The sequence below is a fragment of the Bordetella genomosp. 8 genome, from assembly GCF_002119685.1.
Lineage (GTDB): Bacteria > Pseudomonadota > Gammaproteobacteria > Burkholderiales > Burkholderiaceae_B > Bordetella_C.
The window spans coordinates 1,207,467-1,226,323 of sequence record NZ_CP021108.1 but is presented as its reverse complement, the minus strand read 5'-3'; the positions used below and the strand labels follow the sequence as shown (position 1 = coordinate 1,226,323).

Genomic DNA, 18,857 nt, shown 5'->3' with positions numbered 1-18,857 from the left:
GCCAAGGCGGCCGGGGCAGCCGGGCCGGCCCGTCAGCGTCCGCCCAGCGGCATGGTCAGCTGCATGTTGACGCCGTAGTCGCCGGTGATCACGTCATGGTCGGCGCCCACGGCCAGGCGGACATTGGGCGACAGCATCATGCTTTGCGATATGCCATAGCGGCGTTCCAGCATCTCGCCGCTGGTGTCGCGCAGGCCGGAATAGGTGCCGCTCAGTTCGCCCCAACCGCTGATCGGCACGCCGGCGGAAAAGGTGTTGCGGAACTGGCTGGTGGCCGTGGTCCCGTCCTGGTAGGTCGACAGATCGCCATAGCCGCTGCTGGTCAATTCATTGCCGTAACCCAACCTGACCGTATCGAAGACCTTGACGTTGTAGCCCAGGTTGTAGCGCCAGCCCTGCGCGGCATCGAAATGGCTTTGCGTCGCGCCGCCCTGCAGCGTGCCCCACTCGCCCATCGAATACGTGGTGCCCAGGCCGGTCGTGGTCAGGGCGCGCGCGCTTTGGACCTGCCCTTCCAGCGTGACGTCGGGCGTCAGGCCATAGCGCACGGCATTGCTGCCGGCGGGGACGCCGTACTGGACGCCGCCCGCGGTCATCGCCGGATCGGTGTTGTTGATGCGTCCCCACACGGACGAATAGCCCAGCTTGCCTTCCGGTACGGTGCTGTCGCTGCTGGCGCTCAGGTTGGAGACCTGTACGCCGCCTATGGTGGCGGCGCTGCTCCAGGCGGGGGCGAAGGGCGTCAGGCTGCCCAGCGAGACCGACGGGCCATCGACGCTGCGGTAGGTCAGGCTTCGGTCGCCCAGTTGCATGCCGCCTTCGGGCGTCACGCTGGAGAACCAGGGTTTCGGGGTGCCCAGCGGCCGACCCCACTTGACGGGGGTGGAGCCCGGGGGCAACGGGACGTAGTCCAGGTCCAGGCCGCCCGCCGTGGCGTCCGCCGCCTCCGAAGCCGCGGTGGGGACGACGGGGCAACCTTCCATCACGCTTGCCGGCATGTCGTCGCCCGCCTGGGCGTCCGGAGATGACGCGGCGGTTGCTTCGTTGCTCGCCGGAGGGAGGCCTGAGGCCGCGTCCCGGGCCGGTGCGGACCCCGCCGGGTCTGCCGCCGCCGGCGCGGCGGCCTCCGCCGACGCCTCGGGAACGGAACACGGCAGCAACTCGGCCGTGACGCCTACCGGCGCCTGCGGCTTGACGGGCATGGGCAGCGCGGGCGCCAGCACGCCCAGGCCACGGCCGGCCTGGGCAAGCAACACGGGCATGCGCGTCGAATCGGCCTGGGCGGGCAGACCGGACACGCGCGTCGAATCATTCTGGGCGAGCAGCACCGGTTCGCGCGCCGGGCGATCGGCGTGCTCGACGGGTATCGTGGAAATCGCGGGGACCGGCGCGGCTCGCGCGCCCGTCTGGACGCCGCAAGCCACCAAGGCGGCAAGCACGGCGCGCCAGGCGCGCCGCCAGACAAAACAATGCATAAGGCCAAATTCCGGTGCCAGGGGGCGCTGCATCCGCGCGGCATCTAGGCTCGCTGTAGCGGAATGCGCCGCCCCGGCCGTTACATATTCCGCCTCCTCCTGGAACGCCGTATTTTAATCGGCCCTGCCCGCTGCTGTACCTTATAGTTGCCCTCGATTACCGATTTCAGTTCATTTCCTCCCCTTGCCCGCGAGGCGACGGCCTCGCAATATGCGGACATGGATACGCCTCATACCAAATTGCTGGTCGTCGACGACGACCCCGCCCTGCGGCAGTTGTTGGCCGACTACCTGAACCGGCACGGATACGACACCCTGCTGGCGCCCGACGCCGCCGACCTGCCGGCGCGCATCGCCCGATACGCGCCGGACCTGCTCGTCCTGGACCGCATGCTGCCCGGCGGCGACGGTGCCGACGCCTGCCGCCGCCTGCGCGAACAGGGAGAGGACATCCCGGTCATCCTGCTGACCGCCCGCGACGAAGCCGTGGACCGCATCATCGGCCTGGAGGCCGGCGCCGACGACTACCTGGGCAAGCCCTTCGACCCGCGCGAACTGCTGGCGCGCATCGAAGCCGTCCTCCGCCGCAAGAAAGGTCCGTCGGCGCTGACGCGCGACGCCGCGGTCAGCTTCGGTCCCTTCGTCTTCGAACCGGCCACGCGGCAGCTGTTGCGCGACGGCGTCGCGGTCAAGCTGACGGGCGGTGAAATCAACCTGCTGGAAGCCCTGGTCCGCAACGCCGGCAAGCCGCTGTCGCGCGAACGCCTGCTGGCCCTGGCCCGCGACGACGACGCCGGCGAACGCAACGACCGCGCCATCGACATCGCCATCCTGCGCCTGCGCCGGGCCATAGAGGAAGACCCCAAGCAGCCTCGCTGGATACAGACGGTGTGGGGCATAGGCTATCGCTTTTCGCCGTGATGAAGTTTTCGCCGCGGTCATTGCTGCCGCGTTCCTTGCGCACTCGACTGATCCTGCTGGTGCTGGGCTGCCTGCTGGTGGCGCAGGCCGGCACGCTGGCCGTCGGTTCGCACTACCGCGAACGCTTCATCAGCGACGTGGTGATGGACTACATCGTCACGACCATACGCACGCTGCGCGCGGCGCTGTCCGAAGTGCCGGCGGAAGACCGCTCCAGCTTCGTTCGCGACGCTTCCGGCGGCCAATGGCATCTCTGGGCGCGATCCCTGCCGGCCGAGGCGCAACTGGCCCGCTTTCACCGCGGCGGTTTGCCGCCGCCCCCGCTGCGCGACGACGCGTCCGACGCCGACCGCGAAGCCCGGCTGGCCGAGCTGCGCGAGTACCGCCGCCAGCGCCCCGACGGCCCGGAGGACGACATCCGCCGCGACCTGCGCGGACTGGTGCGGCAACTCAACGAACGCCTGAACGACGGTACGCGCGTGGCGCTGTCCCGCGGCCCGCGTCCGGAGATGTTCATCTCGCTGGCGCCCAATCCGACCAGCGAAGACACGCCGCAGCTGCGCGAATGGCTGGTCATCCCGCTGGACCGCCTGGACCCGCCGCTGGCCACGCCCCTGGTGATCACCTGGCTGGCGGTGTTCGGCGTGGTGCTGATATTGGCGGGTGGATTCTCGTGGCACATCACGCGGCCGATCACGCGCCTGGCGGAAGCCGCGGACAAACTGGCCGCCGGCCAGCCGCAGCGCGTCGAACCGTCCGGTCCGCACGAAACGCGCGTGCTGGGGGAGCGCTTCAACGCCATGCTGGACGCCCTGCAGGAGTCGGAATCGGTCAGGCGCACCTTGCTGGCAGGGCTGCCGCACGACCTCAAGGCGCCCCTGTCCCGCATGTGGCTGCGCATCGAAATGTCCGACGACGTGGCCTTGACCGAAGGCTTGCGCAAGGACCTGCACGACATGCAATACATGGTCGACCAGTTCATCGGTTTCGTGCGCGGCACCGATCCGGCCGGCTACCGTTATGCGCCCATCCCCCTGGCCGAATGGCTGACGGAGCGGGTGCAGGGCTGGCAGGGCGCGGGATCGCCGGTGGAGTTGCGCATGGACAGCGATCCTGCCATCACGGTGCAGGGCGACGCGGTAGCGCTGGCGCGCCTGCTGGACAACCTGATCGCCAACGCCCTGCATCATGGCGCGCCGCCGGTGGAGGTCTCGCTGGCGGAACAGGACGGCAACGCGGTACTGCGCGTGGCGGATCACGGGCCCGGCATACCGGCGGAGCGACGCGCCGAGGCACTGCGTCCTTTTGCCCGGCTGGACGACGCCCGCACCCGGACGGGCAATGTCGGCCTGGGCCTGGCGCTGGCCGACGCCATCACGCGCGCGCATGGCGGCACGCTGGCGCTGGGCAGCGCGCCGTGGGGCGGCCTGAGCGTGGAGATCGTCCTGCCGCTGCGGAACTGAGCCCCTTCAGTTCCGCGCCCGGCGAGCCTTGCCGAACACCGAGCGGTACGCCAGGATGTTGAAGACCAGGATCAGCGGGATGGCGACGATGGCGCCCGACAACACCAGCCGCATCGAGCCCAGCGACGCGGCGCCGTCCCACAGGGTCATGTCGTCCAGGATCAGGAACGGGAACAGGCTGTAGGCCAGGCCGCCCAGCATCAGCAGGAACAGGCCCACGCAAGTGACGAAAGGCACCCAGCTGAAACGCTCCGCATGGCGCGGCAACCGGGTCAGGACCATTTCGGTGCCGACAAAGCCCAGCAGCATCGCCACCCACACGCCGACCGCCAGGCCCAGGTGGGCCAGGTTGCTCCACTTGTAGAAGATGCCTGCGTTGGCCAGGCCCAGCGTGACGGCGATCGCCACCATGCCGGCGGCGGTCCAGCGGATCGCGTGGCGCGCCCAATTCACCGCGCGGCGCTGCAGGTCGCCATCCACCCGCATCGTCAGCCAGGTGGCGCCCAACAGCACATAGGCCGCCACCGCGCAGAGCCCGACGAACAGGGAAAATCCGTGATAGCCGGCGGTGTTCTGGTAGCCGGTCGCGATGCGGCCCAGTGCCATGCCCTGTCCGAAGGCCGTCATGAGCGATCCGATCCAGAACGCCGTCACCCAGCGCGGCTTGGATTCCGTCCGGGCGCGCAAGCGGAATTCATAGGACACGCTGCGCAGGACCACCCCCAGCACCATCAGCGTCAGGGGCGCGTAAAGCTGCCCCAGCACCGTACCCCAGGCGAACGGGAATGCCGCCGCGAACAGCCCTATGCCCAGCAGCAGCCAGAATTCGTTGGCATCGCGCCATGGACTCAGCAGTCCCAGCATGCGGCCGCGTTCCTCGGCCGGCGCCAGCTGCAGCAGGATGCCCACGCCCAGGTCGAACCCGTCCAGCACCGTCCCCGCCACCACCAGCACGAACAGCATGCCCATGAACACCAGCGGCATCCAGAACGACGGATCGTCCGGCGTGAGTCCCAGCGAAGCGGCCAGCGTGGCGATCACGACGCCGCCCCCGCCGCCTTGCGCACCGGCACCACGCCGTAGCGCGCCGCATGGAAAAGCATGCGCACGAAAGCCGTGAAGAGCACGCCGTACAGCAGCGCGTAGCCCAGGGTGCCGTATAGCAGCGAACGCGGCGAAGCGGCCCCCAGGATTTCCGACTGGGTGACGGCGCCGTTGACCGCGTAAGGCTGCAGGCCGACGATCGTGAACACCCAGCCGAAGACCACCAGCGCGCCGCCCGACAAGGTCATCGCCGCCAGGGCGCGCAACCAGCGCCGCGAAAGGAAGGAGGGATCGAAGCCGCGCTTGCGCAACTTGAACAGGGTGGCCCAGGCAACGCCCGCCATCAGGCCCGCCAGGATAACGATGATGCGCAAGGACCAGAACGTCAGCGCCACTGGCGGCTGCATGTTGGCGTAGTTTTCCAAGGCGAGGAAATGGCCGTTGACGTTGCGGCCCAGCCAGCGCGCGGCCGCGCCCCGCACCGTCCAGGCGCCGCGGTTGGCCGCCAGGTCGGCATCGGGCCAGCCAAGCAGGACCATGTCCGGCGCAACGCCTTCATGCCAATAGGCCAGCGCGGCGGCCGCCTTGGCGGGCTGGTAATGGGCGATCATCTTGCCCATGCCTATGCCCACCGGCACCAGCAGGACCACCGAAATGCTGGCCAGGCCCAGGGCGGCCCGGAAACCCAGGCGCTGGCCGTCGTCCAGCGGCCGGCGCAGGGCCTGCCAGGCGGTGATGCCCATGATCAGGAACGCCGCCGTCAGCAGCGCGCCCAGCATCGTCGAGCCTATCGTCCATCCGAGCGAGGGGTTGAACACCACCTTGGCCCAGTCGTAGATCTGGAAGCGGCCGTCCACCACGACCGCACCGTCCGGCGTCTGCATCCACGACACCAGCGCCAGCACCCAGAAGGCGGTGGCCAGGTGGCCCAGCGCCACCATCAGCACGGACAGGGTGTGCACGGCCTCGGAAACGCGCCGCTGGCCGAACAGCATGACACCCAGGAAGCAGGATTTCAGGGCGAATACCGACAGCACGGCGAAACCCAGCAGGGGGCCGGCCACATTGCCGATCTTGTCCATCAGGCCCGACCAGATCGTGCCGAGCTGCAGCAGCACCGGCACCCCGGATGCCAGCGCAAGCACGAAAGCCAGGGCAAAAATGCGGACCCAGAAGCGATAAGCGGCGGTCCAGCCGGCGTCGCCCGTGGCGCGGGCGCGCAGCTTGAAATACAGCAGCAGCCAGGACAAGGCCATCGCCAGCGCCATGAAAAGCGCCACGAAGGCCAGGCACGCGATGAACTGCAGACGTCCCAGGAATAAAGGGGGGATGCTCATGGTGGGCGCTAGTTTAGTCGGGTTTACGCCGGCCGCGCCGCCCCTGGGCGGCTGGTTCGGCGCGGCCGCGGGCGGGGGCGCTGCCGTGGCCGCGGACGCGGGCGCGGGCCGCGCGCGGGCTGGGCGCGGTGCACGCGCGGCGCCCAGCCGTGGGGGCCGTCGAGGCGCCCGGCCCCGAACGTGGCAAAATTGTCCCTTTGCCGCCGCCTTTACGACGCCCAGCATGACCACTGCTTCCCCGCCCCCCGCCGCCACCGCCAACTTCCTGCGGCACATCATCGAGGCCGACCTCAAGGCCGAGCGCTTCAAGGACAAGCACTGGGCCGGCGTTCCCGGTCCGGCGGCGGTACAGGCCCAGGGCGGCCTGGACCCGGCGCGCATCCGCACCCGCTTCCCGCCCGAGCCGAACGGCTACCTGCATATCGGCCATGCCAAGAGCATCTGCGTGAACTTCGGGCTGGCGCGGGACTACGGCGGCACCTGTCACCTGCGCTTCGACGACACCAATCCCGAGAAGGAAGACCAGGAATACGTCGACGCCATCGTCGAAGCCGTGCGCTGGCTGGGCTTCGACTGGAAAGCCGCGGACGGCCGCGAGCAGCTGTATTTCGCCAGCGACTACTTCGACACCATGTACGCCTTCGCGCAGGCGCTGATCCGCGCCGGCTACGCCTACGTGGACCAGCAGTCGCCCGAAGAAATCCGCGCCAGCCGCGGCACGCTGACCGAGCCGGGCACCAACTCGCCCTGGCGCGACCGGCCGGCCCAGGAATCGCTGGACCTGCTGGCCGAAATGCGCGATGGCAAGCATCCGGACGGCAGCATGGTGCTGCGCGCGCGCATCGATATGGCGTCGCCCAACATCAATCTGCGCGACCCCGTGATCTATCGCGTGCGCCACGCCACCCATCACCGGACCGGCGACAAGTGGTGCATCTATCCCATGTATACCTGGGCGCATCCCATCGAAGATGCCCTGGAAGGCATCACGCACAGCATCTGCACGCTGGAATTCGAAGACCAGCGGCCGTTCTACGACTGGACGCTGGATCGCCTGGCCGAACTGGGCCTGCTGGCACGCCCGTTGCCGCACCAGTATGAATTCGCGCGCCTGAACATGACCTACGTGGTCACCAGCAAGCGCAAGCTGCTGCAGCTGGTACGCGACGGCCATGTGGATGGCTGGGACGACCCGCGCATGCCCACCTTGTTCGGCATGCGCCGGCGCGGCTATCCGGCGTCGGCGATCCGCCTGTTCTGCGACCGCACCAGTATTTCGAAGTCGGATTCGCGCATCGACTACGGCCTGCTGGAAGCCGCCGTGCGCGACGAACTGGATCCGGTCGCGCCGCGCTCCGTGGCCGTGCTGCAACCCTTGAAGCTGGTCCTCACCAACTACCCGGAAGACCGGGTCGAGATGTGCAGCGCGCCGCGCAATCCGCGCGATCCCGCCCAGGGGCAGCGTGAATTCCCGCTGTCGCGCACCCTGTGGATCGAGCAGGACGATTTCCGCGAAGAGCCGCCCAAGAAGTATTTCCGCCTGTTCCCCGGTAACCTGGTGCGACTGAAGTACGGGTACGTGGTGCGTTGCACCGGCTTCGTCAAGGACGACCAGGGCAAGGTGGTGGAAGTCCAGGCCGAGTATCTGCCGGAAACCAAGAGCGGCACGCCGGGGGCCGACAGCGTCAAGGTAAAGGGCAATATCACCTGGGTCAGCGCGGCGCATGCCATCGGCGCGACGATCCAGCTCTATGATCGCCTGTTTGCCGACCCCCACCCGGATGCCGGCGACAAGGACTTCATCGCCGCGCTGAATCCGGATTCGCGCCAGACCGTGCAAGGCTGGCTGGAACCGGGGACCGAACTCGTCCCGGGCGTGACGTGGCAGTTCGAACGGCTGGGTTATTTCACCCTGGACAGCGCGACTTCGACGGCGGAAACGCCCATCCTGAATCGCGTGGTCACGCTGAAGGATTCCTGGGGCCAGGGCTGAGGCCCGGCCAGGGGTGCCCGGCTAGGGGCGCCCGGCTAGGGGCGTCGACGCGTGGTGTCCGGGTCCAGGTTGGCCGGCATCGAGCCGGTATCGTCGGGCCGGTCCATGGGCGGCGTGGCCACGTTGCTCGATGGCAGCAGGCCCTTGCGTTCGGCGTCGCCCAGCGGATCGGCGGACGCCCCACCCGCTTCGCGCGAGGACTGCCGCCCGGTGACATGGGCGTCCGGGCCAGCCGCCTGCCTGCCTTTCCCACCGCGGCCCTGCGGGGCCATCGCATCGTCGCCCGGCTTGCGATCGCGATCGTCATGCACGGGCAATTCCTTGTCCGGCAGGGCCCCGGCGTCGGGGTCGTAGCCTTTTTCCAGGGTCCGCAGCGCTTCTTCTTCCTGGCCGCTCAGGCCGGTCGGACGGTGGGGCGTATCGCGATTGCTCATGTGTATGCTCCTGTTCAACCGAGTAGGGTTGGGGAACAGTCGCGCAAGGCATGTGCCCGTGGCGCCCTCGGGTGCGCGGCAATATCGCACCAACGGGTATCTTGGATGGCCGCTCGGTTATCATGCCCGTCGTTACCGTAACCGGCGGTTTTTTCCGGTTTTTCGCCGCAAAGATGAGCTCCGATTCCCTAGCCCTGGATTTCAAAAGCGCAACGCTCTACGCCGTGCGCGTCGTTTTGCATAGCGCCGATATCGCCCGGCTGGCCGCCGCCCTCGACCAGCGCATGGCCGACGCCGGCAGCTTTTTCGAGAACGAACCTGTCGTGATCGACGCCAGCCGCGTCGACGGCCCGGTCGATTGGCCGGCGCTGCTGGACGCCTTGCGCAAACATAATCTGCCGCCCATCGGGGTGGTGGCCGAAGGCGACACGCTGCAAGCCGCCCAGGCCGCGGGCCTGGCGCCCGTCGAGCTGTCGACCCCGCCAGCCCGGCCGGCGCCGGTCGACGCCGGCAACTCGCCGCCGCCCATGCCCACGCAGCCCGCCGCCGCCCTGACCACGGAGCCGGCCCCGCGAGCGGGCGTCGAAGAAGCCGCCGCCGACGGGCCAGCCGCGTATGGAGCAGCCCCGAATGCGCCGGCCGCCGATGCCGGCAAGGTCACCTCCGCCGCGGCCACCGGCGACGTAGCGGCCGCTGGCAATGGCAATGGCAAGCCGGCGCCGTCCGCGGGCGCGAATGGCAAACCGGCGACCGCCACCGGACGCACGCGCGAACCGCTGCCGTCGCGGGCGGCGCGAGAAACCACCTCGTCGCCGGCTCCCACGCCCGCCGACCCGCAGTCTTCATCCGCGCTGGTGATCAGCCGTCCCCTGCGTTCGGGGCAGCGCGTCTACGCGCGCCACACCGACCTGGTGGTGATCGGCATGGTCAGCCAGGGCGCGGAAGTGATCGCGGACGGCAATGTGCACGTCTATGGTCCCTTGCGCGGCAAGGCCATGGCCGGCGCGCGCGGCGACACGTCGGCGCGCATCTTCACCACGCATCTGGATGCGGAACTGCTGGCCGTGGCCGGGGTGTACCGCGTGGTGGAAGACAAGCTCGACTCGACGCTGCACGGCCAGCCCGCGCTGGTCCGCCTGGACGGCGACACCTTGCGTATCGAGGCGTTGAAAGCTTGACGGCGGCATAAGGGCCCAAGCCACGAAAGAGCGGCTGCGCCATGTGCGCGCGGCCCGGCGGGTCCTGTCCCCCATGGGGACTTGGTGACCAAGGGTTGCCGGAGGCGTTGAAGAAACGCTAAACGCGCAGTTTTGCTTTACGATACTGCGATTTATTTGCTCAGGACATAAGGGTTCTATCGACATGACGCGTACTGTTGTGGTCACTTCCGGCAAGGGCGGGGTGGGCAAGACGACTACCAGCGCCAGTTTCTCTTCCGGCCTAGCGATGCGCGGACACAAGACCGCTGTAATCGACTTCGACGTCGGCTTGCGCAATCTGGACCTGATCATGGGCTGCGAACGGCGTGTCGTGTACGACTTCGTCAATGTGATCCAGGGCGAAGCCTCGTTGAAGCAGGCGCTGATCAAGGACAAGCAGCTGGAAAACCTGTTCGTCCTGCCCGCTTCGCAAACCCGCGACAAGGATGCCTTGACGCAGGAAGGCGTGGGCAAGGTCATCGACGAATTGAAGGAGATGGGTTTCGACTACATCGTCTGCGATTCGCCCGCCGGTATCGAAACCGGCGCGCTGATGGCCGCCTACTTTGCCGATGACGCGCTGGTCGTCACCAACCCGGAAGTCTCTTCCGTGCGCGATTCGGACCGCATCCTGGGCATACTGGCGGCCAAATCGAAGCGCGCCGTGGAAGGCGACGAACCGGTCAAGGAATACCTGCTGCTGACGCGCTACAACCCCAAGCGCGTGTCCGAAGGCGAAATGCTTTCGCTGCAGGACATCGAAGACATCCTGCGCATCAAACTGATCGGCGTCATCCCCGAATCCGAATCGGTTCTGCAAGCGTCCAACCAGGGCGTGCCGGCCATCCACCTGAAGGATACCGACGTCGCGGAAGCGTACAAGGATGTGGTGGCCCGGTATCTCGGCGAGGAGCGTTCGCTGCGTTTTACCGACTATGCGAAGCCCGGTTTCCTGAAACGCATATTCGGAGGCAAGTAATCGATGTCCCTTCTGTCCTTTCTGCTCGGTCAGAAAAAGTCATCCGCCAGCGTTGCCAAGGAGCGTCTGCAGATCATCCTGGCGCATGAGCGCTCGGGCCGCGACGGCTCGCCCGACTATTTGCCGCAACTGCAGCAAGAGCTGATCGCCGTCATCTCGAAATACGTGAAGATCAATCCCGAGGACATCAAGGTGCACCTGGAACGCCAGGACACCCTGGAAATCCTCGAGGTCAAGATCGAGATGCCGCAGCCCTAGCAGCCGCGTACGCCCAGGCAGGGACGCAAAAAGCCCGCCCCGCGCAGAACGCGGGGCGGGCTTTTTACCGCCGGCTTGCCGCCGCGGATTACTTGCCGACCTGGTTGCCGATCACGCCGCCGATGGCCGCGCCGCCGACCGTGCCGAGCACGCCGCCGTTGGTGATGACCGCGCCGGCCACGCCGCCGATACCGGCCCCGGTGACCGTCGCCTTCTGCCGGTGGCTCATGCCGTCCCACGTAGAACAGCCCGCCGCGGACGTGGCGATCAGCGCAACCGCGCACAGTTTGGATAATGTTTTGATCTTCATGATTTCTTCCTCCTGACATCGAAGGCGCCAGGCGGGGAAATCAGGCCCTGCCGCCGCGCCGTCTTGGGCGATGCCGTCATGGACGACAGATCCAGCATTGCAAATGAATGACGGTGGGGGTGTGAACTTTGCCCAACAGTTGTGTCAAACCGTTCAGTTCCGCGCCAGCTTCCGAGGCGCGATGTTGCTCGACCGCCGCCCTATTTGACCAGACGTAACACGTCGCGGAAGCGCGCATGTTCGCAGCTGCCCAACCATTCGAACAGTGCCATCTCGACGGTGACCACGTCGATGTCATGGGCGCGCGCCCGCTGCATCGCGAAATCGAAATCGGCGCGTCGCCGCGAGCCGCAGGCATCCGCCACCAGGCACACGCGTCGCCCCATGCGCCGCAGTTCGAGCGCGGTCTGCAGCACGCAGATGTGCGCTTCGCAACCCGCGATGAATACCGTGCCGCGGGCATTGGGCAGCCAGCTGTCGAAACCGGACTCGGCCGCCGCCGAGAAATGCATTTTGGGGAAGACCCCGCGCACCTGCCCCGCGATCTCGGGCACCGTGGCGCCCAGCGCGGCGCGATGGTGTTCGGTGGCCACCACGGGCACGTCCAGCAGGGACGCGCCGGCCGCCAGTTTGATGGCGGCCGCGAGCACGGCGGCGCCGTCGTCGATCACGGGCATCAGCCGCGCCTGCATGTCCACGACCAGGACGGTGGCATCCGCTGCATTGTGGACGGGCATGGCGATCTCCTGACGATTGCGACGTGGCGCGGCTGGCCCTGGCGGCTTGCTTCAGCGGCCTATTTCAGTGGCTTGTAGCGCAGGCGCTTGGGCTTGGCGCCCTCTTCGCCCAGGCGGCGGCGCTTGTCGGCCTCGTATTCCTGGTAGTTGCCATCGAAGAACACGACCTGCGAGTCGCCTTCGAAGGCCAGGATGTGCGTGGCGATACGATCCAGGAACCAGCGATCGTGGCTGATCACCATGACGCTGCCCGGAAACTCGAGCAGGGCGTCTTCCAGCGCGCGCAGCGTTTCCACGTCCAGATCGTTGGACGGTTCGTCCAGCAGCAGCAGATTGCCGCCGGCGATCAGCGTCTTGGCCAGATGCAGGCGTCCGCGTTCGCCGCCCGACAGTTGCCCGACGATCTTGTTCTGGTCGCCGCCCTTGAAGTTGAAGCGGCCCAGATAGGCGCGCGACGACATCTCGAACTTGCCGACGGTCAATATGTCGGCGCCATCGGAGATGGCATCGAACACGGTCTTGTTGTCGGTGAGCGAATCGCGCGACTGGTCCACATAGGCCAGCTTGACCGTCTGGCCCAGCGTGACCTTGCCCGTATCGGGTTGTTCGCGGCCGGCCAGCATGCGGAACAGCGTGGATTTACCGGCGCCGTTGGGGCCGATGATGCCGACGATGGCGCCAGGCGGCACCTTGAAGCTGAGATTGTCGATCAACAAGCGATCGCCATAGGCCTTGCTGACGTTTTCGAACTCCACGACTTCGTTGCCCAGCCGCTCGCCGACCGGGATGAAGATTTCCTGGGTTTCATTGCGCTTCTGGTACTCGTAGGACGACAGTTCTTCGAAGCGCGCCATGCGGGCCTTGGCCTTGGCCTGGCGCCCCTTGGGATTCTGGCGCACCCACTCCAGTTCCTTCTTGATGGTTTTCTGGCGCGCGGACTCGGTGGCTTCTTCCTGCTTGAGGCGGTCTTCCTTCTGCTCCAGCCACGAGCTGTAGTTGCCCTTCCAGGGGATGCCATGGCCGCGGTCCAGTTCCAGGATCCATTCGGCGGCGTTGTCCAGGAAATAGCGGTCGTGGGTGACACCGACCACGGTGCCGGGGAATTTCTGCAGGAACTGTTCCAGCCATTCGACGCTTTCCGCGTCCAGGTGGTTGGTGGGCTCGTCCAGCAGCAGCATGTCGGGCTTGGACAGCAGCAGGCGGCACAGCGCGACACGGCGCTTTTCACCGCCGGACAGGTGTTCGACCGACGCGTCCCAGGGCGGCAGGCGCAAGGCGTCGGCGGCGATTTCCATCTGGTGTTCGATATCGTCGGCGCCACTGCTGGCGGCGGCGGCGATGATGGCTTCCAGCTCAGCCTGCTCGGCCGCCAGCGCGTCGAAATCGGCGTCCGGCTCCGCGTAGGCGGCGTAGACCTCGTCCAGCCGCTTGCGCGCGGTGACGACCGCGCCCAGGCCTTCTTCCACGGCCTGGCGCACGGTATGCGACGGATCCAGCTGCGGCTCCTGCGGCAGATAACCGATGTTCAAGCCGGGCATGGGCACGGCTTCGCCTTCGATGTCCTTGTCGACCCCGGCCATGATCTTCAGCAGGGTCGATTTGCCCGAGCCGTTCAGGCCCAGCACGCCGATCTTGGCGCCCGGGAAGAAAGACAGCGAAATATCGCGCAGGATCTGGCGCTTCGGCGGCACGATTTTGCCGACGCGGTGCATGGTGTAGACGTATTGGGCCATGGAGGATGCTTGAAAATTTCCGATCGAATGGGTGATTGTAGGGCGTGTGACCGCGCACAGCGACCGGCCCGTGCCGGCGCACCGTGCCGGCCACCGGCACCATGCGATCAACGACGGGCAGGAAAAAGCAGGGACGACCCATTGGCCGATTCTCCTTTTGCCGCTCTTTCGATATTCTTACAGTTCCCCTGGCGCCTTGCGAGGCGCCGTGCAGCAGCAGGAAAGCATAATGTCCGCCTCAGCCACTCCCCCCGACTCCGTTTCGCGCTTCCAGACCGCGGAACTGGACATGCTGGCCAAGACCGCCGATGCCCTGAGCGCCTACCTGGGCAAGCCGGTGCTGGCCGAAGTCGGCACCGCGGACGACGGCCTCGAATGGGTCACCTTCGGCATACCGCTGGATGCGGATGCGCTGGAAGGCGGCGAGCATGATCCCGTGCGCGTGCAGATGGGCGGGCCCGACGCCAGGCTGCTGGGCAGCCGTGGCGGCCTGACGGGTACCGACGAGCAGGCCTACGATTGCCTGTACCTTTGGGCCATCCAGATCACGCTGGCCGAAGGCGAACGCTTCGTCAAGCTGGACCAGGACGGAGAAGAATCCGCCTGGTCGGACACGCTGGCCGATGTATTGCCCTTCGTCCTCTCCGATGAAGACCTCGCCGCCCTCGAAGACGAGGATGACGAAGACGACGAGGACGAAGACGAAGACGAGGACGAGGACGACGAGAACGACGTCGACCGCGGCACGCCGCCACGCCATTAGGCGGATCGGGCGGTAGCGACGGCGCGTCGAGCCGTCGGAATGACATGCGGATGACAGCAGGCGGGCCATGGCGGCGCGCCCGCCGCGCGGTTCCGCGTGGTTCAATAGCGCCCGTTGCCTGATCCCTATCCGATCCTGGAGCCCACCATGCCGTCCAAAGCCCTGCGTGCCGCCATGGCGCTGCTGGCCGCCTGCCTAGCCTTGCCGAGCTTCGCACAAATGAAGATCGGCGTCGTCACTTCCTCGACCGGCCCGACGGCGCTGGTCGGCATCCCGCAGAAGAACACCGTGCCGCTGCTGCCCACGCGCATCGGCGACCTGACCGTGCAATACATCGTGCTGGATGACGCGAGCGATACGACGCAATCGGTCACCGCGGTGCGCAAGCTGATCAACGAAGACCACGTCGACGCCATCATCGGCCCGCCCGGCTCGCCCAATACGCTGGCCATCCTGCCCTTCGTCGCCGAGGCCGGCGTCCCGCTGCTGGCGCCGGTGGGCACGGCGGCGGCGGTGCTGCCCATGGACACGCAGAAGAAGTGGGTGTTCAAGACCACGCAGAACGACGACATCATCGCCCAGGCCCTGGTCGACCACATGGCGCTGGCCGGCGTGAAGACGGTGGGCTTCATCGGCCTGAACGATCCGTATGGCGAGAACTGGCACAAGGTATTCGCCGACCTGGCCGCGCGGCGCCGTATCGAGATCGTCGCCAGCGAACGCTACGTGCGCACCGACAGCTCGGTCACCGGTCAGGCCCTGAAGCTGCTGGCGGCCAAGCCGGACGCCGTGCTGATCGCGGCCCCCGGCGGCGCCAGTGTCCTGCCGGAGACCACGCTCGTCGACCTTGGCTACCGTGGCCAGTTTTACCAGACCCATGGGGCGGCGCTGCCCGATTTCCTGAAGCTCGGCGGGAAGAAAGTGGAAGGCACCATCCTGGCCGCCGGCCCCATGCTGGTGCTGCCGGAGATCGCCGACGACAACCCATCCAGGAAGGTCGCCACCGCGTATATCGATGCCTATCGCCAGCGCTACAGCGCGGCGCCGGCCACTTTCGGCGCGAATGTGTACGATGCCGGCCTGCTGCTGGAACGCGCCGTTCCCCAGGCCGAGAAAGCCGGCGCGCCGGGCACGCCGGCTTTCCGGTCCGCGCTGCGCGACGCGCTGGAGCAGACGCGCGACCTGGTCGGCACGCAGGGCGTGTACAACATGAGCCCGCAGGATCACAGCGGTTTCGACGAGCGCGGCCGCGTCCTGATCACGGTCAAGAACGGCAACTGGACGCTGGTGAAGTAGCGGCGGCGATGAATGCGCAGATCGCCCTGATCCTGGGCCAGGACGGCATGGCCAACGGCGCGGTGTATGCGCTGCTCGCGCTGTGCATACTGCTGGTGTTTTCGGTCACCCGCGTGCTGCTGATACCGCAGGGCGAATTCGTCGTCTATGGCGCCCTCTGCATGGCGGCCATGCAGAACGGCCGCATGCCCGCGCTGGTGTGGCTGCTGGCCGGATTCGCGGTGGCCGAAGCCATCGCCGATGCGCGGGCGCGCGGCCCGGCGGCAGGTGGCGTGGCGCCGCGCCGGCTGCTGGCCAGGATCGCCTACCCCTTCGCACTGGCCGGCCTGTTGTGGCTGCTGCCCCTGGCCGCGCTGCCCATCTGGCTGCAAGGCCTGCTCACGCTGGCCATCGTCGCGCCCATGGGCCCGCAGCTCTATCGCCTGTTCTACCAACCCGTCGCCGACGCCTCGACGCTCACGCTATTGATCGTCTCGATCGCCGTGCACCTGGCGCTGGTGGGCCTGGGCCTGTTGGCCTTCGGGCCGGAAGGCGCGCGCGCCGCGGCCTTCAGCGATGCCCGATATCCGCTGGGCCCGGTGACCATCGCCAGCCAGACCGTGTGGATCGTCGCCGTATCGGTGGTGTGGATGGCCGTCCTGTTTCGCTTCTTCGGCCGCACGCTGGCCGGCCGGGCCTTGCTGGCCGCCGCGGACAATCGCATGGGCGCGCGGCTGGTGGGCATTTCACCAGCCTACGCGGGCCGCGCGGTGTTCCTGCTGGCCGCGACCCTGGGCGCCTGCTCCGGCATCCTGGTAGGGCCCGCCACCACGCTGTATTACGACTCGGGCTTCCTGATCAGCCTGAAAGGCTTCGTCGCGGCCATCGTCGGCGGGCTGGCCAGCTACCCGCTGGCGGTGGCCGGGGCGCTGGCCGTGGGACTGGTGGAAGCGTTCTCCGCGTTCTGGGCGAGCGCCTACAAGGAAATCATCGTCTTCACCCTGATCATTCCTTTCCTGCTGTGGCGTTCGCTGCGCCAGGGCCCGATCGAGGACGACGCGGAATGACGCCGGGCAAGACACTGGCGGCCTTCGTGGCACTGCTGGCCTGCGCGCCGTGGCTGCTGCCGCCGTTCCAGGTCAGCCTGCTGGGCAGCATCGGCATGTACGCGCTGGTGGCGCTGGGGCTGGTATTGCTGACGGGGATCGCCGGCCTGACCAGTTTCGGCCAGGCCGCCTTCGTCGGCGTGGGCGCCTACACGGCCGCGCTGCTGGCCACGCGCGCGGCCGCGCTGCCGGGATGGATATCCTGGCTGGGCGCGTCGCCCTGGCTGGCCTTGGCGGCGGGCCTGGCCGCCGCCTTCGTGCTCGCCTGCCTGCTGGGCGCGATCACGCTGCGCCTGTCGGGACACTTCCTGCCCATCGGCACGATAGCGTGGGGCCTGGGCCTGTACTTCGCCTTCGCCGCCATTCCCGGCCTGGGCGGCTTCAGCGGCATCGGCGACATCCCGCCGCTGCGCGTCGCCGGCTGGACGCTGGGCGATCGCGGCATGTACTACCTGACCTGGCTGTTCCTGCTGCTGGCCGTCTGGACCACACGCAATCTGCTCGATTCGCGCCAGGGGCGCGCGATGCGCGCGCTGCGCGGCGGCCGCGTCATGGCCGAAGCCATGGGCGTGGACACGACGCGCGCGCGGGCCATCATTTTCGTCATCGCGGCGCTGCAGGCCAGCGCGTCGGGCTGGCTGTACGCGTATACGCAGCGCTTCGTCAATCCGACGCCCTTCGGCCTGCAGATGGGGATCGAATACCTGTTCATGACCGTCATCGGCGGCGCTACGCATGTATGGGGCGCGCTGGTGGGGGCCGGCGTCTTTACGCTGGCCAAGCAATGGCTGCAGGACTGGCTGCCGCGCCTGCTGGGGCAGAACGGCAACTTCGAGATCATCGTGTTCGGATTCGGCATGGTGCTGGTGCTGCATCGCGCGCGCGGCGGGCTATGGCCGGCGATCGCGCGGCGCCTGCCGGTGGCGCGCGCGCCGCGCAACATCAATATGTCCGCCGAGCCGTTGCCGCGCCGGCCCTTGCCGCCACGTGGCGACGTGGTGCTGGAGGCGCACGGGCTCACGCGGCGTTTCGGTGGCCTGGTGGCGAACGACGGGATCGGGCTGGCGGTGGAAGCGGGCCAGATCGTCGCGGTGATCGGCCCCAACGGCGCGGGCAAGAGCACGCTGTTCAACCTGCTGTCTGGCGTCGACGCGCCGACGGCCGGATCGATATTGTTCCAGGGCGAACCGGTGGCCGGCCGCGGCGCCCGCCATATCGCCGCGCTGGGAATGAGCCGCACCTTCCAGCACGTGCGCCTGCTGCCGCGCATGAGTGTGCTGGACAACGTGGCGCTGGGCGCGCATCTGCGCGGCACCCATGGCGTCTGGGCTTCGAGCTGGCGCGCCGACCGCCGCGAGGAAGCCCGCCTGCTGGCGGAATCCGCCAGGCAGGTCGAGCGCGTGGGCCTGGGCGCGCACATGCACGACGAGGCCGGCACGCTGCCACTGGGCCGCCAGCGCATACTGGAAGTCGCGCGGGCGCTGGCGGCGGATCCCTGCCTGCTGCTGCTGGACGAGCCCGCCGCCGGCCTGCGCCATCAGGAAAAGCGCGAGCTGGCCGCACTGCTCTCCCGATTGCGCGCCGGCGGCATGGCCCTGCTGCTGGTGGAACACGATATGGAGTTCGTCATGGAGCTGGCCGATCGCGTGATCGTGATGGACTTCGGCCAGAAGATCGCCGAAGGCACGCCTGCCGAAGTCCAGGGCGACCCGGCGGTCATGGAAGCCTATCTCGGTGCCATCGACTGAAGCCGGCGCCCCGGCACATCGCGGCCCCACAGGCGCGCGCGCCGAAGTAAAATCCGGCGCATTCCCACGGCCTTGCCGCTGA

General features: G+C 67.8%; 17 protein-coding genes. 10 read left to right on the top strand and 7 right to left on the bottom strand.

All coding sequences use genetic code 11. The annotated features are described in order from the left end of the window. Positions 1-32 precede the first annotated feature (32 nt). Entirely contained in the window at positions 33-1,475 is a 1,443-nt protein-coding gene (locus CAL12_RS05550; RefSeq protein ID WP_086063580.1) for a hypothetical protein, read from the bottom strand. 219 nt (positions 1,476-1,694) lie between these two features. Between CAL12_RS05550 and CAL12_RS05545 the strand changes: the two genes are divergently transcribed. Further along, on the top strand, positions 1,695-2,396 hold the full coding sequence (locus tag CAL12_RS05545; protein ID WP_086063579.1) for a response regulator: 702 nt from the start codon (positions 1,695-1,697) through the stop codon (positions 2,394-2,396). Beyond that, positions 2,396-3,859 (top strand): ATP-binding protein, encoded by a 1,464-nt coding sequence (locus CAL12_RS05540; RefSeq protein ID WP_086063578.1) that lies wholly within the window; start codon positions 2,396-2,398, stop codon positions 3,857-3,859. Before CAL12_RS05545 ends, CAL12_RS05540 begins: the two co-directional genes overlap by 1 nt. A gap of 6 nt (positions 3,860-3,865) precedes the next feature. On the opposite strand, the gene CAL12_RS05535 is transcribed toward CAL12_RS05540, so the two are convergent. Together CAL12_RS05535 and CAL12_RS05530 are read right to left on the bottom strand one after the other, a co-directional pair. Further along, positions 3,866-4,900, bottom strand: a complete 1,035-nt coding sequence (locus tag CAL12_RS05535) for a cytochrome d ubiquinol oxidase subunit II (protein WP_086063577.1) — start codon at positions 4,898-4,900, stop codon at positions 3,866-3,868. After that, positions 4,897-6,240 carry a cytochrome ubiquinol oxidase subunit I gene (locus CAL12_RS05530; protein ID WP_086063576.1) on the bottom strand — a complete coding sequence of 448 codons (1,344 nt, stop codon included), beginning with the start codon at positions 6,238-6,240 and terminating at the stop codon, positions 4,897-4,899. The genes CAL12_RS05535 and CAL12_RS05530 overlap by 4 nt, the downstream gene beginning before the upstream one ends. A gap of 223 nt (positions 6,241-6,463) precedes the next feature. Between CAL12_RS05530 and CAL12_RS05525 the strand changes: the two genes are divergently transcribed. Further along, entirely contained in the window at positions 6,464-8,233 is a 1,770-nt protein-coding gene (locus CAL12_RS05525; RefSeq protein WP_086063575.1) for a glutamine--tRNA ligase/YqeY domain fusion protein, read from the top strand. A 35-nt stretch (positions 8,234-8,268) separates the two neighbouring features. Here the strand turns inward: CAL12_RS05525 and CAL12_RS05520 are convergent, their stop codons facing one another. After that, positions 8,269-8,667, bottom strand: coding sequence for a hypothetical protein (locus CAL12_RS05520; RefSeq protein ID WP_086063574.1), 399 nt, complete (start codon positions 8,665-8,667; stop codon positions 8,269-8,271). A 173-nt stretch (positions 8,668-8,840) separates the two neighbouring features. Between CAL12_RS05520 and minC the strand changes: the two genes are divergently transcribed. From minC to minE, 3 genes are all read left to right on the top strand, one after another. Further along, positions 8,841-9,845 carry a septum site-determining protein MinC gene (minC, locus tag CAL12_RS05515; RefSeq protein ID WP_086067691.1) on the top strand — a complete coding sequence of 335 codons (1,005 nt, stop codon included), beginning with the start codon at positions 8,841-8,843 and terminating at the stop codon, positions 9,843-9,845. A gap of 184 nt (positions 9,846-10,029) precedes the next feature. Continuing rightward, complete coding sequence (gene minD, locus CAL12_RS05510; protein WP_086063573.1) at positions 10,030-10,845, top strand: septum site-determining protein MinD; 816 nt, start codon at positions 10,030-10,032, stop codon at positions 10,843-10,845. Positions 10,846-10,848: 3 nt separating this feature from the next. Continuing rightward, a complete protein-coding gene (gene minE / locus CAL12_RS05505) occupies positions 10,849-11,103 on the top strand; it encodes a cell division topological specificity factor MinE (RefSeq protein ID WP_086063572.1) in 255 nt (84 codons plus the stop codon). An 88-nt stretch (positions 11,104-11,191) separates the two neighbouring features. On the opposite strand, the gene CAL12_RS05500 is transcribed toward minE, so the two are convergent. The 3 genes from CAL12_RS05500 to ettA all read right to left on the bottom strand — a co-directional run bounded on the left by CAL12_RS05500 (position 11,192) and on the right by ettA (position 13,883). Beyond that, on the bottom strand, positions 11,192-11,413 hold the full coding sequence (locus CAL12_RS05500) for a glycine zipper 2TM domain-containing protein (protein ID WP_086063571.1): 222 nt from the start codon (positions 11,411-11,413) through the stop codon (positions 11,192-11,194). Between the two features lie 200 nt (positions 11,414-11,613). Next, positions 11,614-12,150 carry an isochorismatase family protein gene (locus CAL12_RS05495; RefSeq protein ID WP_086063570.1) on the bottom strand — a complete coding sequence of 179 codons (537 nt, stop codon included), beginning with the start codon at positions 12,148-12,150 and terminating at the stop codon, positions 11,614-11,616. Between the two features lie 59 nt (positions 12,151-12,209). Continuing rightward, positions 12,210-13,883 carry an energy-dependent translational throttle protein EttA gene (ettA, locus tag CAL12_RS05490; RefSeq protein ID WP_086063569.1) on the bottom strand — a complete coding sequence of 558 codons (1,674 nt, stop codon included), beginning with the start codon at positions 13,881-13,883 and terminating at the stop codon, positions 12,210-12,212. Positions 13,884-14,112: 229 nt separating this feature from the next. Between ettA and CAL12_RS05485 the strand changes: the two genes are divergently transcribed. The 4 genes from CAL12_RS05485 to CAL12_RS05470 all read left to right on the top strand — a co-directional run bounded on the left by CAL12_RS05485 (position 14,113) and on the right by CAL12_RS05470 (position 18,775). Beyond that, positions 14,113-14,646, top strand: a complete 534-nt coding sequence (locus CAL12_RS05485) for a hypothetical protein (RefSeq protein WP_086063568.1) — start codon at positions 14,113-14,115, stop codon at positions 14,644-14,646. A gap of 147 nt (positions 14,647-14,793) precedes the next feature. Then, positions 14,794-15,942, top strand: a complete 1,149-nt coding sequence (locus CAL12_RS05480; protein ID WP_086063567.1) for an ABC transporter substrate-binding protein — start codon at positions 14,794-14,796, stop codon at positions 15,940-15,942. Positions 15,943-15,950: 8 nt separating this feature from the next. After that, entirely contained in the window at positions 15,951-16,988 is a 1,038-nt protein-coding gene (locus tag CAL12_RS05475) for a branched-chain amino acid ABC transporter permease (protein ID WP_086063566.1), read from the top strand. Continuing rightward, on the top strand, positions 16,985-18,775 hold the full coding sequence (locus CAL12_RS05470) for a branched-chain amino acid ABC transporter ATP-binding protein/permease (protein WP_086063565.1): 1,791 nt from the start codon (positions 16,985-16,987) through the stop codon (positions 18,773-18,775). The genes CAL12_RS05475 and CAL12_RS05470 overlap by 4 nt, the downstream gene beginning before the upstream one ends. The last annotated feature ends 82 nt before the right edge of the window (positions 18,776-18,857 follow it).

Coding starts and splice junctions, on each gene's coding strand:
- CAL12_RS05530 (WP_086063576.1), bottom strand. CDS start 6,240: ATGAGCATCCCCCCTTTATTCCTGGGACGTCTGCAGTTCATCGCGTGC.
- CAL12_RS05520 (WP_086063574.1), bottom strand. CDS start 8,667: ATGAGCAATCGCGATACGCCCCACCGTCCGACCGGCCTGAGCGGCCAG.
- minC (WP_086067691.1), top strand. CDS start 8,841: ATGAGCTCCGATTCCCTAGCCCTGGATTTCAAAAGCGCAACGCTCTAC.
- CAL12_RS05480 (WP_086063567.1), top strand. CDS start 14,794: ATGCCGTCCAAAGCCCTGCGTGCCGCCATGGCGCTGCTGGCCGCCTGC.
- CAL12_RS05475 (WP_086063566.1), top strand. CDS start 15,951: ATGAATGCGCAGATCGCCCTGATCCTGGGCCAGGACGGCATGGCCAAC.
- CAL12_RS05545 (WP_086063579.1), top strand. CDS start 1,695: ATGGATACGCCTCATACCAAATTGCTGGTCGTCGACGACGACCCCGCC.
- ettA (WP_086063569.1), bottom strand. CDS start 13,883: ATGGCCCAATACGTCTACACCATGCACCGCGTCGGCAAAATCGTGCCG.
- CAL12_RS05540 (WP_086063578.1), top strand. CDS start 2,396: ATGAAGTTTTCGCCGCGGTCATTGCTGCCGCGTTCCTTGCGCACTCGA.
- CAL12_RS05485 (WP_086063568.1), top strand. CDS start 14,113: ATGTCCGCCTCAGCCACTCCCCCCGACTCCGTTTCGCGCTTCCAGACC.
- CAL12_RS05550 (WP_086063580.1), bottom strand. CDS start 1,475: ATGCATTGTTTTGTCTGGCGGCGCGCCTGGCGCGCCGTGCTTGCCGCC.
- CAL12_RS05495 (WP_086063570.1), bottom strand. CDS start 12,150: ATGCCCGTCCACAATGCAGCGGATGCCACCGTCCTGGTCGTGGACATG.
- minE (WP_086063572.1), top strand. CDS start 10,849: ATGTCCCTTCTGTCCTTTCTGCTCGGTCAGAAAAAGTCATCCGCCAGC.
- CAL12_RS05500 (WP_086063571.1), bottom strand. CDS start 11,413: ATGAAGATCAAAACATTATCCAAACTGTGCGCGGTTGCGCTGATCGCC.
- minD (WP_086063573.1), top strand. CDS start 10,030: ATGACGCGTACTGTTGTGGTCACTTCCGGCAAGGGCGGGGTGGGCAAG.
- CAL12_RS05470 (WP_086063565.1), top strand. CDS start 16,985: ATGACGCCGGGCAAGACACTGGCGGCCTTCGTGGCACTGCTGGCCTGC.
- CAL12_RS05525 (WP_086063575.1), top strand. CDS start 6,464: ATGACCACTGCTTCCCCGCCCCCCGCCGCCACCGCCAACTTCCTGCGG.